This window comes from Streptomyces sp. NPDC034111 (assembly GCF_055575375.1).
The window spans coordinates 321,764-337,082 of record NZ_JBVIST010000007.1; the positions used below are offsets into that span (position 1 = coordinate 321,764).

General features: G+C 70.8%; 11 protein-coding genes. 2 read left to right on the forward strand and 9 right to left on the reverse strand.

Going from position 1 to position 15,319, the window contains the following annotated elements:
- Positions 1–46: 46 nt before the first annotated feature.
- Complete coding sequence (locus tag ACZ55A_RS19725) at positions 47–1,072, forward strand: ATP-dependent 6-phosphofructokinase (protein WP_468841454.1); 1,026 nt, start codon at positions 47–49, stop codon at positions 1,070–1,072.
- 83 nt (positions 1,073–1,155) lie between these two features.
- Here ACZ55A_RS19725 and ACZ55A_RS19730 read toward each other — a convergent pair whose 3' ends face one another.
- The 8 genes from ACZ55A_RS19730 to ACZ55A_RS19765 form a co-directional block, all read right to left on the reverse strand.
- Positions 1,156–3,723: an ABC transporter permease gene (locus ACZ55A_RS19730; protein ID WP_468841456.1), complete on the reverse strand. Its 2,568-nt coding sequence runs from the start codon at positions 3,721–3,723 to the stop codon at positions 1,156–1,158.
- A 79-nt stretch (positions 3,724–3,802) separates the two neighbouring features.
- Positions 3,803–4,603, reverse strand: a complete 801-nt coding sequence (locus tag ACZ55A_RS19735) for an ABC transporter ATP-binding protein (protein WP_468841458.1) — start codon at positions 4,601–4,603, stop codon at positions 3,803–3,805.
- Between the two features lie 242 nt (positions 4,604–4,845).
- On the reverse strand, positions 4,846–5,547 hold the full coding sequence (locus ACZ55A_RS19740; protein ID WP_468841585.1) for a helix-turn-helix domain-containing protein: 702 nt from the start codon (positions 5,545–5,547) through the stop codon (positions 4,846–4,848).
- Between the two features lie 109 nt (positions 5,548–5,656).
- Positions 5,657–6,526, reverse strand: a complete 870-nt coding sequence (locus tag ACZ55A_RS19745) for a carbohydrate ABC transporter permease (protein ID WP_468841460.1) — start codon at positions 6,524–6,526, stop codon at positions 5,657–5,659.
- Positions 6,527–6,529: 3 nt separating this feature from the next.
- Complete coding sequence (locus ACZ55A_RS19750) at positions 6,530–7,447, reverse strand: carbohydrate ABC transporter permease (RefSeq protein ID WP_468841462.1); 918 nt, start codon at positions 7,445–7,447, stop codon at positions 6,530–6,532.
- Complete coding sequence (locus tag ACZ55A_RS19755; protein ID WP_468841464.1) at positions 7,444–8,808, reverse strand: extracellular solute-binding protein; 1,365 nt, start codon at positions 8,806–8,808, stop codon at positions 7,444–7,446. Before ACZ55A_RS19755 ends, ACZ55A_RS19750 begins: the two co-directional genes overlap by 4 nt.
- Positions 8,809–8,888: 80 nt before the next feature.
- On the reverse strand, positions 8,889–9,578 hold the full coding sequence (locus tag ACZ55A_RS19760) for a response regulator (protein WP_468841466.1): 690 nt from the start codon (positions 9,576–9,578) through the stop codon (positions 8,889–8,891).
- Between the two features lie 37 nt (positions 9,579–9,615).
- A complete protein-coding gene (locus tag ACZ55A_RS19765) occupies positions 9,616–11,280 on the reverse strand; it encodes a sensor histidine kinase (protein WP_468841468.1) in 1,665 nt (554 codons plus the stop codon).
- A 144-nt stretch (positions 11,281–11,424) separates the two neighbouring features.
- Between ACZ55A_RS19765 and ACZ55A_RS19770 the strand changes: the two genes are divergently transcribed.
- A complete protein-coding gene (locus ACZ55A_RS19770; RefSeq protein ID WP_468841470.1) occupies positions 11,425–12,852 on the forward strand; it encodes a cation:dicarboxylate symporter family transporter in 1,428 nt (475 codons plus the stop codon).
- 106 nt (positions 12,853–12,958) lie between these two features.
- On the opposite strand, the gene glgB is transcribed toward ACZ55A_RS19770, so the two are convergent.
- The gene (gene glgB / locus ACZ55A_RS19775) at positions 12,959–15,175 is read right to left on the reverse strand and encodes a 1,4-alpha-glucan branching enzyme (protein ID WP_468841587.1); all 2,217 of its coding nucleotides are present in this window, start codon (positions 15,173–15,175) and stop codon (positions 12,959–12,961) included.
- Positions 15,176–15,319 lie beyond the last annotated feature (144 nt).

Sequence of the window (15,319 nt, forward strand, 5' to 3'; positions counted from 1 at the left end):
GGACCGGGTCAGGGAACCGACGAGCGAGCACAGGAGACACAGCACGATGCGTATCGGAGTCCTCACCGCAGGCGGCGACTGCCCCGGCCTGAATGCTGTGATCAGGTCTGTTGTTCATCGCGCCCTCACCGGCCACGGCGACGAGGTCATCGGTTTCGAGGACGGCTTCAAGGGCCTGCTCGACGGCCGCTTCCGCAAGCTCGACCTGGAAGGCGTCAGCGGCATCCTCGCCCGCGGCGGCACCATCCTCGGCTCCTCCCGGCTGGAGCGGGCCCGGCTCCAGCAGGCCTGCGAGGACGCCAAGGACCACTCCAAGGACTACGGCATCGACGTCCTCATCCCGATCGGCGGCGAGGGCACCCTCACCGCCGCCCGGATGCTGTCGGACGCCGGGCTGCCGGTCGTCGGCGTCCCCAAGACCATCGACAACGACATCTCCTCCACCGACCGCACCTTCGGCTTCGACACCGCCGTCGGCGTGGCGACCGAGGCGATCGACCGCCTCAAGACCACCGCCGAGTCGCACCAGCGCGTGATGGTCGTCGAGGTGATGGGCCGGCACGCCGGCTGGATCGCGCTGGAGTCCGGGATGGCCGGCGGCGCCCACGGCATCTGTCTGCCGGAGCGCGGGTTCGACGTCAACGACCTGGTCACGATGGTCGAGGAGCGGTTCGCCCGGGGCAAGAAGTTCGCCGTGATCTGCGTCGCCGAGGGTGCCCACCCGGCCCCCGGCACCATGGACTACAAGAAGGGCGCCATCGACCAGTACGGGCACGAGCGGTTCTCCGGCATCGGCACCGCGCTCGCCCACGAACTGGAGAAGCGCCTCGGCAAGGAGGCCCGCCCGGTCATCCTCGGCCACGTCCAGCGCGGCGGCACCCCCACCGCCTACGACCGGGTGCTCGCCACCCGCTTCGGCTGGCACGCCGTCGAGGCCGCGCACCGCGGCGACTTCGGCAAGATGACCGCGCTGCGCGGCACCGACATCACGATGGTGCCGCTGGCCGAGGCGGTCACCGAGCTCAAGACCGTGCCCGCCTGGCGGATGGACGAGGCCGAGTCGGTCTTCTGACCCTCCGCACCCCTGCACGCACACGACGGCGGCGCGCCTCCCCTCGGCCGAGGGCAGGCGCGCCGCCGTTTGCGCGCTCCGTGTCACTGGGAGCCGATGGCCTCCAGCATGTTCAGCCGGGCCGCGCGGCGGGCCGGCCACACCGCCGCCAGCACGCCCACCACCAGCGAGATCAGCAGGAACAGCCCGAGCCTGCCCCAGGGCAGGACCATTTCGTACGTCGGGAACGACGAGCCGACGAGGCTGCCGCCGGCCCAGGCCAGGAAGATCCCCACCCCGATGCCGAGCACCGCGCCGAAGAGCGAGATGACCACCGACTCCAGGCGCACCATCTGCTTGATGCCGCTGCGCGCCAGTCCGATGGCCCGCAGCATCCCGATCTCCCGGGTCCGCTCGAACACCGACATCGCCAGGGTGTTGACCACGCCGACCACCGCGATGATGACGGCCATGCCCAGCAGCCCGTAGACCATGTTCACGATGGTGTCGATCTGCCCGGCGGCCTCCTTGCGCATGTCGTCACGGTTCTCGATCTTCAGCAGCGGGCTGTCGTCGAGCGCGTGGCGGATGTCCTTGGCCAGCGCGGGGGAGGCGCCGTCGGCGGACTTCACCAGCAGTTTCTCGTTCTTGAGGCGCGACAGGTGTGGGTCGACCAGCGAGACGTCACCGAAGGCGTCGCCCAGCACCTCGTTGTCCGCGTAGACGGCCGCGATCTTCAGCCGGGCCTTCTTCTTGTCGTCGAACTCCACGGTCGCCGTGTCTCCGGCATGCCAGCCGCGCCGCTTGGCCTCGTCCTGCGAGACGGCCACCCCGCCGGCCCGCACATCGGCCAACGAGCCCTCCCGGAAGGTGAGTTGGGTGACCTTGTCGATCTGTGTGAGGTCGGTGCCCTGGAGGAAGCCGTAGTCGCCGTCGGTGGTGCCGTAAGTGGTGCCGCGCAGCGGCGCCATCGCCTGTACGCCCGGGACCTTCGCCACCTTCTTCGACAGCTCGGCGTCCAGCCCCACAAAGGTCGAGGTCTCGATCTGGTAGTCGGCCTTCAGCCCGACGCCCGCCATCTTGTCCATGCCCAGCTGCGCCGAGTGCCCGACGACCGTCATCCCGGTGATCAGGGTGAGACCGATCATCAGCGCCGACGCGGTGGCCGCCGTACGGCGCGGATTGCGCAGCGCGTTCTCCTTGGCCAGCTTGCCGCCGACACCGAACAGCCGGGTGGTGACCAGGCCCGCCAGTGAGACCAGCGGACGGGACAGCAGCGGGGCCAGAACGATCACGCCGGTCAGCGTCAGCGCCGAACCCAGCATCGCGATCGGCAGGTTGTCACCGTTGTCGAGGGTCGATATCCAGAGCATCACCGCGACGCCCGGCAGGGTGATCAACGCGCCGATGATGTTGCGGACGACCAGGCTGCGCAGCTTGGGCGGCGCCTCCACCGAGCTCAGCGCCTCCACCGGCGCGATCTTCGCCGCCTTGCGGGACGGCAGCCAGGCGGCCAGGACGGTCACCACGACGCCCACGCCCAGCGCGGAGAGCACCGCGGCCGGGCTGATGATCAGCGGCCCGTCCGGGAAGCCCACCCCGTTGGCGTTCAGCACCGCCCGCAGTACCACCGCGAGACCGGTTCCCAGCGCGAAGCCGACGACCGAGGAGATCAGCCCCAGCAGCCCCGCCTCGGCGAGCACCGAGCGGACGACCTGCCGGCGCGAGGCGCCGACCGCGCGCAGCAGTGCGATCTCCCGGCTGCGCTGGGAGATCAGCATGGTGAAGGTATTGGCGATGATGAACACCCCGACGAACAGGGCGATCCCGGCGAAGGTCAGCAGGGTCTTGCTCAGCGCGCGGTTCTGCTCGGCGATCATCCGGGACTGCTGGGCGGCCAGCTCGGCACCGCTGGTCGCCTCCGCGCGCTTCGCCGGCAGCACCTCGCGGACCTTCGCGGTCAGTGCCCGCTCGTCGGTGCCGGGCGTGGCGGTCACGATCAGCTCGTCGAACTGGCCGGGGTGCAGATACAGCTTCTGCGCGGTGGCGGTGTCGAACAGCGCCAGGCTGCCGCCCGCGGTCACCTGCGGGTCGTCGCTGGCCACGATGCCGACCAGCTTCTTCTTCAGCACCGGCCCGTCGGTGGCGAACCGCACGGTGTCGCCGAGCGAGACGCCGGCCGCCTTCGCGGTGGACTCGGCCAGCGCCATCTCGCCGTCGTTCGCCGGGCCGCGGCCCTGGACGAGCGGATAGCGGCTGTCCTTGCCGTCCTTGCCCGGCTGGTAGTTGACGGCGCGGTTCTGCCAGCCGTTGCCGACCGGCTGGTCGTCGCGGCCGGCGAGGGTGGCCGTGCCGGTGACGTTCGAGCGTACGGAGGCCACGCCCGGCAGGGCACGGATCCGGTCCGCGAGCTTGTCGTCGAGGGCGGTGGCCCGCTTGCCGTCCTTGCCGGCGCCGACGACGTCGGGGGCATCGGGGCCCGAGTCGGCGGCCTGGACGGAGACGGCCACGTCCTTGAGGTTCTTGGCGGAGGCGTTCTTGACGGCCTCGCCGACGGTGTCGCTGAAGATGAGGGTGCCGGCGACGAACGCGACGCCGAGCAGTACCGCGAGCGCGGTCATCATCAAGCGGGCTTTGTGCGCAAGCACGTTGCGCAAGGCAGTACGCAGCATGGTGGTGGTGTCAGTCCTGGGTCCGGTGCTCGGGATACGGAAGGGGGCGCCCTGGGCGCCGCGGGCGGGACGAGCCGCGTCAGCTGGTACGGCCCTTGGAGTCGAACAGCCGCATCCGGTCCAGGACGGCGTCCGCGGTCGGCTCGTGGAGCTCCTCGACGATCCGGCCGTCCGCGAGGAAGACCACCCGGTCCGCGTAGCCGGCCGCGACCGGGTCATGGGTGACCATCACCACCGTCTGGCCCATCGCCTGCACCGACTCCCGCAGGAAGCCCAGCACTTCGGCGCCGGAGCGGGAGTCGAGGTTGCCGGTCGGCTCGTCCGCGAAGATGATCTCCGGCTGGGCGGCCAGGGCCCGGGCGACCGCGACCCGCTGCTGCTGGCCGCCGGAGAGCTGCGCCGGCCGGTGGGCAAGGCGTTCGGACAGCCCGACGGTCTCGATGACCGCGCTGATCCACTCCTGGTCGGGCTTACGGCCGGCGATGTCCATCGGCAGGGTGATGTTCTCCAGCGCGGAGAGCGTCGGCAGCAGGTTGAACGCCTGGAAGATGAAGCCGATCTTGTCCCGGCGCAGCCGGGTCAGCTGCTTGTCGTTGAGCGAGGCCAGTTCCACGTCGCCGATCCGGGCCGAACCGGACGAGATCGCGTCCAGGCCCGCCATGCAGTGCATCAGCGTCGACTTGCCGGAGCCGGACGGGCCCATGATCGCGGTGAACCGGGCCCTGCCGAACTCGACCGAGACCGAGTCCAGTGCGACGACCCGGGTCTCGCCCTGGCCGTAGACCTTGCTCAGATCCGTTGCCCGGGCGGCGACGGCGGTGGCGGCGCGGGTGGATGCGGGGGAGCCGGGAAAGCCCGGGAAAGCGGCCGCGTGGGACACGGGGACTCCTGGAGAAGGGACGGAAGAGGAAGAATTTCGACGTCCTTATTCTCGAATGCGCAGGTCAGCCCGGTCCTCACCCGCAGGGACCGAAAGCCGGACCGGCCGGAAGTGCCATCACCGCCCACCGCGTCATTCTCTGGACGGACGCTCCTCCGACCTGGGGCCGACGGGACCGGTCAGGGTGCCGGGGCCCTGGAGAGGGCTCTTCCCGGCGTGAACAACGCTCCGGGTCAATACTTCTAGTGGCCGGTCCGCGCCCAGAACTCCGCCAGGATGCCGTCGAGAAAGGCGCGCCCCGCCTCGCCGGACTCCTCGGTGCCGTCCCCGCCGCCCCAGTTGAGCGTAGCCGTCATGGCCGCCTGATAGTCGGCGTGCAGCTGCGCAAGGACGTCCTGGATCTGCTCCTTGGGCAGCGGTACGAGCTTGCCCACCGGGCGCACATAGGCCTGCCAGCGGGTGGTGGCGGCGCTGGTCAGCAGCTCGGTCAGCCTGCCGTCCCGGCCGGTGAAGCGGAGCAGCGCGGGCAGGGGCAGATCCAGGGTCTCGGCGAGCGCCGCGGCCTGCCGGTCGTTGCCGCTCCACTTCCCGCCGGCCTCCAGCCGCTCGTACGCGCTCTGGTCCATGCCGATGGCCAGCGCGAGCGCGTCCGGGGCGAGGCCGAGCGCGAGGCGGTATTCGCGCAGGGTGTCCGGTGCGCCCAGCAGGTCCCCGGGTGCGCACCACAGGGCGCCGGCCAGTGCGGTCAGTTCGGCCTGCGCCGGGGCGGATTCGCCCAATTCCCAGGACGTCACCGTTGCCGGCGCTATACGTATTCCGAAAGCGGCCCATATTCCATAGGCGACATGGGCAGGGGTCATGCCGAGGGCTTCGCGACAACGGCGGGCGGCCTCGGCATTGAAGGGGGGCCTGCGCGGCTCCCGGGCTTGCGTGTTCACCGGCACACGGTAGGTGACGGGGTGGCTTCGCACCTATTGTGCGGATATCCAAGGTGCAAGGTCGTAGGAACCTACCAGTGGGCCGGTTTTCCGCGGAGATCGGGGGCGGCACCCCCTAGCCCTTCACCGCACCGCCCAGCGCAAAGCCGCCGCCCAGTCGCCTCGAAATGAGCAGGTACAGGAGGACGACCGGTGTCGAATAGAGGAGGGAAAATGCCGAGAGTTCACCGAAGGCGATGGCGCCGTAATTGCCGAAGAAAGTGAAAATGCTGACCGAGGCGGGCAGTTGCTCCGGAGAGAGCAGCAGCATGAAGGGCACAAAGAAATTGCCCCACATCATGATGAAGGTATAGATCGCGACGACCGCGACGCCCGGCCCCATCAGCGGCAGGATCACCCGCAGCAGGGTCTGCGGCCAGGAGGCGCCGTCCGTCCAGGCCGCCTCCTCCAGCACCCTCGGCACACCGTCCATGAAGTTCTTCATCAGCCAGATGGCGAACGGGAGTTGGGCGGCGGCCAGGAACAGTGCCGTGCCGTACCGGGTGTCGATCAGATTGACCTGCACGAACAGCCCGTAGACCGGGACCATCACCGCGGTGATCGGCAGACAGGTCGAGAACAGGACCGTCAGCAGGTACGGGCGGGCGAAGCGCGAGCGGTAGCGGGAGAGCGGATAGGCGGCCAGCGCCGCGCAGACCACCGTGAGCAGGGTGGCGCCGCCGCAGATCAGCAGGCTGTTGAGCATCGGGGTGAAGGTGATCTCGTCGGTCAGCACCGCCGAGAAGTTCGCCGTCGTCGCGGACTTCGGCAGCCGCACCCGCAGCGTCGCCTCCGCGTCCAGCGACGACAGCACCAGCCAGACCAGCGGAACCGCGAACGCCACCGCGGCGGCCAGCAGCCCGGCATCGGCGGCCAGCCGGCGGAGGACCTGGCGGCGCCCCCTGCGCGGAGCGGGCCGGAGAGCTCGGGGGAGGGGGCGCGGCACGGCTCAGACCTCCTCGCGCATCAGGCGCAGATACACGGCCGAGAACAACGCGCCCACCAGCAGCAACAGCAGCGCCACCGCGGTGCCGTAGCCGATCAGCGACTTCATGAAGGCCTGGTCGTACATGAACACCGGCAGCGTCTGACTGCGGTTGCCCGGACCGCCCCGGGTCATCGCCCAGATCAGCCCGAAGACGGAGAGCGTCTGGAGGGTGTTGAGCATCAGATTGGTGCCGATCGAGCGGCGGATCATCGGCAGGGTGATGTGCCACAGCCGCCGCAGCCCGCCCGCCCCGTCCACCGCGGCGGACTCGGTGACCTCCTGGGGTATCCCGGAGAGCGCCGCGGAGTAGATCAGCATCGAGAACGCCGTGCCACGCCAGACGTTGGCGAACGACACGGCCAGCACGGGCAGTGTGAACAGCCAGTTCTGGGCGGGCAGATGGAGCCACCCCAGCAGCGCGTTGAGGGTGCCGCGCCGCTCGAAGAAGGTGTAGAGCAGAAAGCCCGCGACGATCTCCGGGAGCACCCAGGCGGTGATCACCATGGCTCCGGTCAGCGACCGTACGGGCCGCGAGGCGCGCCGCATCAGAGCGGCCAGCGCAAGACCCAGGGTGTTCTGCCCGAGGATCGAGGAGACCACGGTGAAGACCAGGGTGAGCACCACCGCATTGCGGAAGGCCGGGTCGGCGAAGGCGCGTTGGAAGTTGGCCAGGCCGACGAAGGACGCCGACTCCTGGCCGGTCAGCTGGGTGTCGGTGAAGGCGATGGAGACGCAGTAGCCGATCGGTCCTGCGAGGAAGACCAGCAGCAGGACGGTGGCCGGGACGAGCGGGAGCCAGCGCAGCAGCCGCGTACGGGCCGGGGCGGTGCGCGGGGCGCGGGTGACGGCGGTGGCCCGGCCTGCGGTGCCGGCCGTCATGGCTTGGCGACCGTACGGCCGTCCACGAGGGACTTCAGCGCCTCGTCGTAGTCCTCGGCCGCTTTCCCGGGTGCGGAGTCGCCGGCGGTGACCGCCTCCATCGCCTCACCGATCGCCGCGGCGACCTTCGGGTACGCGGGCAGCGCCGGCCGGTACCGGCTGACCTTGACCAGCCCGGTGAAGAAGCCGATACCGGGCACGGACCTCAGATAGCGGGGGTCGGCCGCGACGTCCTTGCGGACCGCGATCTGGGCGCCCCGTACGCACCACTCCAGGGCGTTCGCCTTCGACTGGAAGGTCTCGATCAACTTCCAGGCAAGCTCGGGCTGTTGGGCCTGCCGGGGCACCGACCAGGTCCAGCCGCCGGCCAGGCTGACCTTTCCGGGCGGTGCACCGTGCTGGGTGGGGAACGGCGTCTGGCCCAGCGTCGTCGACCACTCCGGCCAGGGGTTGCCGCCGCCGGTCTTCTGCCACTGCTGGCCCAGCCAGGAGCCGTCGAGGTCGATCGCCAGCTTCTCCTCCGGCAGCAGCTCGGCGGCCACATTGGTCTGGATGTTGGGGCTGAGGGCATCGGAGACGTCGGGCCCCAGCTTCTCCTCGTAGACCGTGTCGATGAAGGCCAGACTGTCCTTGAAGCCCTTGGTGCCGGTGACCCACCTCTTGCTTCCCGGGTCGTAGAGCTGATTCTCGCCGGTGCCGTACAGCAGCATCTCGAAGCCCTGCATCACGGCGGCCTCGCCCGCGCCCTTGCCGGTGAAGACGTTCAGTGGGATGACGCCGGGCACCTTGCGCTTGATCGTCCGGGCGGCGTCCAGCACCTCGTCCCAGTTCTTGGGCCGCCAGTCGGCCGGCAGCCCGGCCTTCTTGAAGATCTTCTTGTTGAACCACAGCCCGCGGGTGTCCGTACCGTCCGGGACGCCGTAGGTCTTCCCGTCCTGCCCCCTGGCCGCGGCCTTCGCGGCCGGCTCGAACTGCCGCCAGTCCTCCCAGGTGTCGACATGGGCGTCCAGCGGCCGTAACAGCCCCGCCTTGATGTCGGAGTTGACCAGGAAGGTGTCCTCGTAGACCAGGTCCGGTGCGGTCCTGGGGGAGCGCATCATCTGCTGGATCTTGGTGTAGTAGTCGTTCTCCGACGCCTGGATCGGGATCAGCCGGACCTTCTTGCCGGGGTTGTTCTTCTCGAACTCCTTCGCCACCAGGCGGATGTAGTCGTCGCGGACGGTGACCTTGGCGTTGGTGTCCTTGATGAAGGCGACCTTGACGGTGTTCTTCTCGCTCCCTGACCCGCTGCCGCAGGCGGTGAGCGTACCGGCGGCCACGACGGTGGCGGTGAGCAGAATCAGCGGGGCGGTGGGGCGCACGGCACTACCTCCGGCTACGGACCACGGTCAATCAACCACGGCGTACTGCCTGCTGAAAGTAAGTCACCGGTCACACCGGGTCAATGGCCCGACCAGCGGTAGCGCAATTCGGGGCGTCCGACCTGGCCGTACTGCGGGGCGCGGACGGCCCGGCCGCTCTCCACGAGGTGTTCGAGGTAGCGCCGCGCGGTGATCCGGGAGATGCCCACATCGGCGGCCGCCTCGGCCGCCGTCAGGCCCCGCTCGGCGGCCCGCAGCACCTCGGTCACCGCGCGCAGGGTCGCCGCGGTCAGCCCCTTGGGCAGGGCGGCCGGGCGCGGTGCGCGCAGGGCCGCGATCGCCCGGTCGACCTCGTCCTGGCCGCTGGCCTCCCCGGTGGTGGCGCGGAACTCGGCGTAACGGGTGAGGCGGTCGCGCAGCGTGGAGAAGGTGAACGGCTTCAGCACGTACTGCACCACACCGAGCGAGACGCCCTCGCGCACCATCGTCAGATCGCGGGCCGAGGTGACCGCGATGATGTCGGCGGTGTGGCCGGCCGCGCGCAGCGTCCGTACCAGCGCCAGCCCGTGGCCGTCGGGCAGATAGAGGTCGAGCAGCAGCAGATCGACGGCGTGCTGGTCGAGGTGGCGGCGGGCGTCGCCCATCGAGTGCACGGTGCCGGAGACGGTGAAGCCGGGCATCCGTCCCACGTACAGGGCGTGCGCGGCGGCGGCCACCGGGTCGTCCTCGACGACCAGGACCCGGATGTCGGAGGGTCTCACCGGGCACATCCTCTCGTGGCCGGGCGTCTGTCGCCCGTCGGCCCGCTCATGCCGTCGCCCCCGTCCGCAGCGGCAGCCGTACGGTGAAGCGTGCGCCGCCCTCCGGTGCCCGGTCCAGCGTGACGGTGCCGCCGTTGCGCCGTACGGCCTGCTGGACCAGGGCCAGCCCCAGGCCGTGGCCATGGGCGGTGGGGGACTGTTTGGTGGTCCAGCCGCGCCGGAAGATCTCCTCGGCGGCGTCCGCGGCCACCCCCGGCCCGTTGTCCGCCACCCGCAGCAGCAGTTCGCCGCCGGCCGCCCGCGCGGTGACCCGTACCCGCGGCGGCTCGGCGGCGCCGTGCTCCTCGGTGGGGGCCGCGGCCTCGATGGCGTTGTCGAGGAGGTTGCCCAGCACCGTCACCAGATCGCGGGCCGGCAGACCGGGCGGCAGCAGTCCGTCGTCGATCCGGCTGTCGGGCGTCAGGGTCAGCTCGACCCCGCGCTCATTGGCCTGGGCGGCCTTGCCCAGCAGCAGCGCGGCGAGCACCGGCTCGGCGACCGCACCGACGACCTGGTCGGTCAGCGCCTGCGCCAGCTCCAGCTCCGCGGTGGCGAACTCCACGGCCTCCTCGGCCCGCCCCAGCTCGATCAGCGAGACGACCGTGTGCAGCCGGTTGGCGGCCTCGTGGGCCTGCGAGCGCAGCGCCTCGGCGAAGCCACGTACCGAGTCCAACTCGCCGGACAGCGCCTGGAGTTCGGTGTGGTCGCGCAGGGTGACCACGCTGCCGCGCTGTTCGCCGCCGGAGACCGGGGCGGAGTTGACGACCAGCACCCGCTCGCCGGTCAGATGCAGCTCGTCGACCCGCGGGCCGGGCGCCAGCAGCGCCTCGGTCAGCGCCTCGGGCAGCCCCAGTCCGGCGACCGGCCGGCCCACCGCGTCCTCGGACAGCCCCAGCAGCTCCCGCCCGCCGTCGTTGATCAGGGCGACCCTGCGCTGTCCGTCGAGCATCAGCAACCCCTCGCGTACCGCGTGCAGCGCGGCCTGGTGGTAGTCGTGCATCCTGCTGAGCTCCTGGGCGTTCATCCCGTGGGTGTGCCGCCGCAGCCGGGCGTTGACGACGTATGTGCCCGCGCCGCCGAGGGCCAGCGCCGCCGCGGCCACCCCGGCCAGCGACAGCACCTGGTCGCGCAGCTGCTCGCTGATGGTCTTGATGGTGATCCCGGAGCTGACCAGCGCGGTGATCCGGCCGCCGCGCTGTGGGTCGTGGACCGGGGCGACCACCCGTACGGACGGGCCGAGTACGCCCATATGGGTCTCGGGGAAGATCTTGCCGCGCAGCGCCGGGCCGGTGTGCCCGAGGTACTTCTTGCCGATCGCGGACGGCTCCGGGTGCGTCCAGCGGGTCCCGTTCGGGGCCATCACCACCACGAAGTCGACGCCCGCATCGCGCCGCAGCCGCTCGGCGTACGGCTGGAGCACGGCGGTGGGGTCCGGGGTGCGGGCCGCCGCCACGACGGCGGGGGAGTCGGCGACGGCGGTGGCCGCCGCGGTCGCCTGCCGCCGGGCGGTCTCCTCCGCCTGCCGGCCGGCACTGACGTACGCGAAGACTGCGCAGCCCACGACGACCGCCGCCACCAGCACCGCCTGCATGGCGAAGAGCTGGCCGGCGAGGCTGCGGGGGCCGCGCAGCCGGCCGGGCCACCGGGGCCCGCGGGGTCGGGGGAGTCGCATACAGAACAGTCTGCACGGTCAGCTTTTGCGTGAACGAAATGAACGTAAGGGTGACGTGCGCCACAGCGGCGTGCATAGTCGCCGGGACTTGTTGTGCGGGCGAGCCGCAGATCAGCGCACAACCGTAGACCCGAGGAGGCAGCCGTGGCTGCACAGACCCCGCCGCGTGGGGGCACCACCGGCGCGACCGCGCCACCGAAGCGGGACCGGACCCACTTCCTCTACATCGCCGTCATCGGGGCGGTGCTGCTCGGCATCATCGTGGGCTTCGCGGCCCCCGGTGTGGCCGTCCAGCTCAAGCCGCTCGGCACCGGGTTCGTGAACCTGATCAAGATGATGATTTCGCCGGTCATCTTCTGCACGATCGTGCTGGGCGTCGGCTCGGTCCGTAAGGCGGCCAAGGTCGGCGCGGTGGGCGGACTGGCCCTCGGCTACTTCATGGTGATGTCCACCGTCGCACTCGCCATCGGCCTGGTCGTCGGCAACCTCCTGGAGCCCGGTTCCGGGCTGCATGTGACCGAGGCCGTACGGCACGCGGGCCACGCCCAGACCTCGGGCGGCGGCGAATCGCTGCCCGAGTTCCTGCTCGGCATGATCCCCACCACCCTGGTGTCCGCCTTCACCCAGGGCGAGGTGCTCCAGACGCTGCTGGTGGCGCTGCTGGTCGGCTTCGGCCTCCAGGCGCTGGGCGCGTCGGGCGAGCCGGTGCTGCGCGGCGTCGGGCATCTCCAGAAGCTGGTCTTCCGGGTGCTCGCCATGATCATGTGGGTGGCGCCGGTGGGTGCCTTCGGCGCGATCGCCGCGGTGGTCGGTGAGACCGGCCTGGACGCGCTGAAGTCGCTGGCCATCATCATGGTCGGCTTCTACACGACCTGTCTGCTGTTCGTGTTCGTGGTGCTCGGCGCGCTGCTCCGGCTGGTCGCCGGGATCAACATCTTCACGCTGCTGAAGTACCTCGGCCGCGAGTTCCTGCTGATCCTGTCGACCTCCTCCTCGGAGTCGGCGCTGCCCCGCCTGATCGCCAAGATGGAGCACCTGGGTGTCAGCAAGCCGGTGGCCGGCATCACCGTGCCGACCGGCTACAGCTTCAACCTCGACGGCACCGCCATCTACCTGACGATGTCCTCGCTGTTCGTGGCCGAGGCGATGGGCAAGCCGCTCTCGCTCGGCCAGCAGATCTCGCTGCTGGTCTTCATGATCATCGCGTCGAAGGGTGCGGCGGGCGTCACCGGCGCCGGACTGGCGACGCTCGCCGGCGGTCTCCAGTCGCACCGCCCCGAACTCGTCGACGGCGTCGGCCTGATCGTCGGCATCGACCGCTTCATGAGCGAGGCGCGCGCCCTGACCAACTTCGCGGGCAACGCGGTGGCCACGGTCCTGATCGGCACCTGGACCAAGGAGATCGACAAGCCCCGGGCGGCCGAGGTGCTGGCCGGCCGGATCCCGTTCGACGAGAAGACGCTCAACGCCGACGGTCACGGTGCGCCCGAGGACGCTCCGGACGGGCCGCCGGCCGCCAAGGTCGTGGGACCGCGCGACGGCGGTACGGCGAAGGAGTCCGCCTCGGCCTGAACCTGCCGCGCAGGAGGGGAGAGGGGGCGGGTGCCGGATCCGGCACCCGCCCCTTCGGCGTACCCCGGCGGGTACCGGGGGCGACGGCGACCGCCCGTGCGGGGGCTCAGGCCGGCCGCAGCCAGAGGGTCGCCAGCGGGGGGAGGACGGTGGAGACGGAGCAGCTGCGGCCGTTCCAGGGGGTGCGTTCGGCCTTCAGGGGGCCGGGGTTGGCGACGCCGCTGCCGCCGTAGTGCGGCGCGTCGGTGTTGAGGACCTCACGCCAGGCGGGGACGTCCTCGGGGACGCCGAGCCGGTAGGCGTGGCGTACGACGGGGGAGAAGTTGGTGACCGAGATCAGCGGGGAGCCGTCGGCGGCGAAGCGCAGAAAGGAGAAGACATTGTCCTCGCCGGCATCGCCGTCGATCCAGCGGAAGCCGACCGGGTCGGTGTCACGTTCCCACAGGGCGGGGAGGGCGGCGTAATGGCGGTTCAGGTCGCGGACGAGGTCGCGTACGCCGCGGTGGTCGGGCTCCGCGTCGTAGGACGGGTCGAGCAGCCACCAGTCCGGGCCGTGGCTCTCCGCCCACTCCGCGCCCTGGGCGAACTCCTGCCCCATGAAGAGGAGTTGCTTGCCCGGATGGGCCCACATGAAGCCCAGGTAGGCCCGGTGGTTGGCGCGCTGCTGCCACCAGTCGCCGGGCATCTTCGACACCAGCGCCCGCTTGCCGTGCACCACCTCGTCATGGGAGATCGGCAGGACGTAGTTCTCCGAGTAGGCGTAGATCATCGAGAAGGTCATCTCGCCGTGGTGGTACTTGCGGTGCACCGGCTCCTTGGAGACATAGCCGAGGGAGTCGTGCATCCAGCCCATGTTCCACTTCAGCCCGAAGCCCAGCCCGCCGAAGCCGCCGGGCCCGACGTGGTGCGTGGCGCGGGTGACGCCGTCCCAGGCGGTGGACTCCTCGGCGATGGTGACGACGCCCGGGCAGCGGCGGTAGACCGTCGCGTTCATCTCCTGGAGGAAGGCGACCGCGTCCAGGTTCTCCCGTCCGCCGTTGACGTTCGGGGTCCAGTTGCCGTCCTCGCGCGAGTAGTCGAGGTAGAGCATCGAGGCGACGGCGTCCACCCGCAGCCCGTCGATATGGAACTCCTCGCACCAGTACACGGCGTTGGCGACGAGGAAGTTACGGACCTCGGTGCGGCCGTAGTCGAACTCCAGGGTGCCCCAGTCCGGGTGCGCGGCCCGTGCCGGGTCCTGTGGCTCGTAGAGCGGGCGGCCGTCGAACTCCGCCAGCGCCCAGTCGTCGCGCGGGAAGTGCGCCGGCACCCAGTCCATCAGGACGCCGATCCCGGCCCGGTGCAGCGCGTCGATCAGGAACTTGAAGTCGTCCGGGGTGCCCATCCTGGCCGTGGGCGCGTAGAAACCGGTCACCTGGTAGCCCCAGGACCCGCCGAAGGGGTGCTCGGCGACCGGCATGAACTCGACGTGGGTGAACCCCAGATCCTTGACGTAGCCGGGGAGTTGAGCGGCCAGCTGGCGGTAGGTGAGTCCGGGACGCCAGGACGGCAGGTGCACCTCGTAGACCGAGAACGGCGCCTCGTGCACCGGCCGCTCGCCGCGCCGGGCCATCCACGCGGCGTCCTGCCAGCGGTGGTGCGACTCCGCCACGACCGAGGCATTGGCGGGCGGGCACTCGGTCCGCCGGGCCATCGGGTCGGCGCGTACGGTCTTCGACCCGTCCGGCCGGGTGATCTCGAACTTGTACAGCTCGCCCTCGCCGATGCCGGGGAGGAACAGCTCCCAGACACCGGAGGAGCCCAGCGACCGCATCGGGAAGCCGGTGCCGTCCCAGTAGTTGAAGTTGCCGACGACCCGGACCCCCTGGGCGTTGGGCGCCCAGACCGTGAAGCGGGTACCGGTCACGCCCTGGTGGTCCATGGGCCGCGCGCCGAGCGCCTGCCACAGCTGCTCGTGCCGGCCCTCGCCGAACAGATGCAGATCCAGCTCGCCGAGGGCCGGCAGGAAGCGGTAGGGGTCGTGCACGGTCACGGTGCTGTCGCCGTAGTCGACCAGCAGCTCGTACTCCGGAACGGTGCGCAGCGGCAGCACCCCGGCGAACAGCCCGTCGCCCTCCGACGGCAGCTCGGCACGCAGGCCCTTGCCGAGGACGGTCACGCTCCGCGCGAAGGGCCGCAGGGCCCGGATGAGCAGCCCGCCGCGTACGGGGTGCGCGCCGAGCAGCGCATGCGGGTCGTGGTGCGCACCGCCGAGCAGCCGTCCGCGGTCCTCGTCGGACAGCGGTTCGGCGGGCCGCACCCCACGCCCCGCGGACGCCGGCATCGTGGCGCGCGGGCGGGCGTCAGCGGACTCCTGGGGAGCGGACGGCGGCACGGCGGGGGTGCGGAAGGTCTCGGGGACGGGGTGGCGGTGGGACGGCGGAGATCCGGAGGGGGACGGCGAAGCCGTTCCGGACGGGGTGGTGGC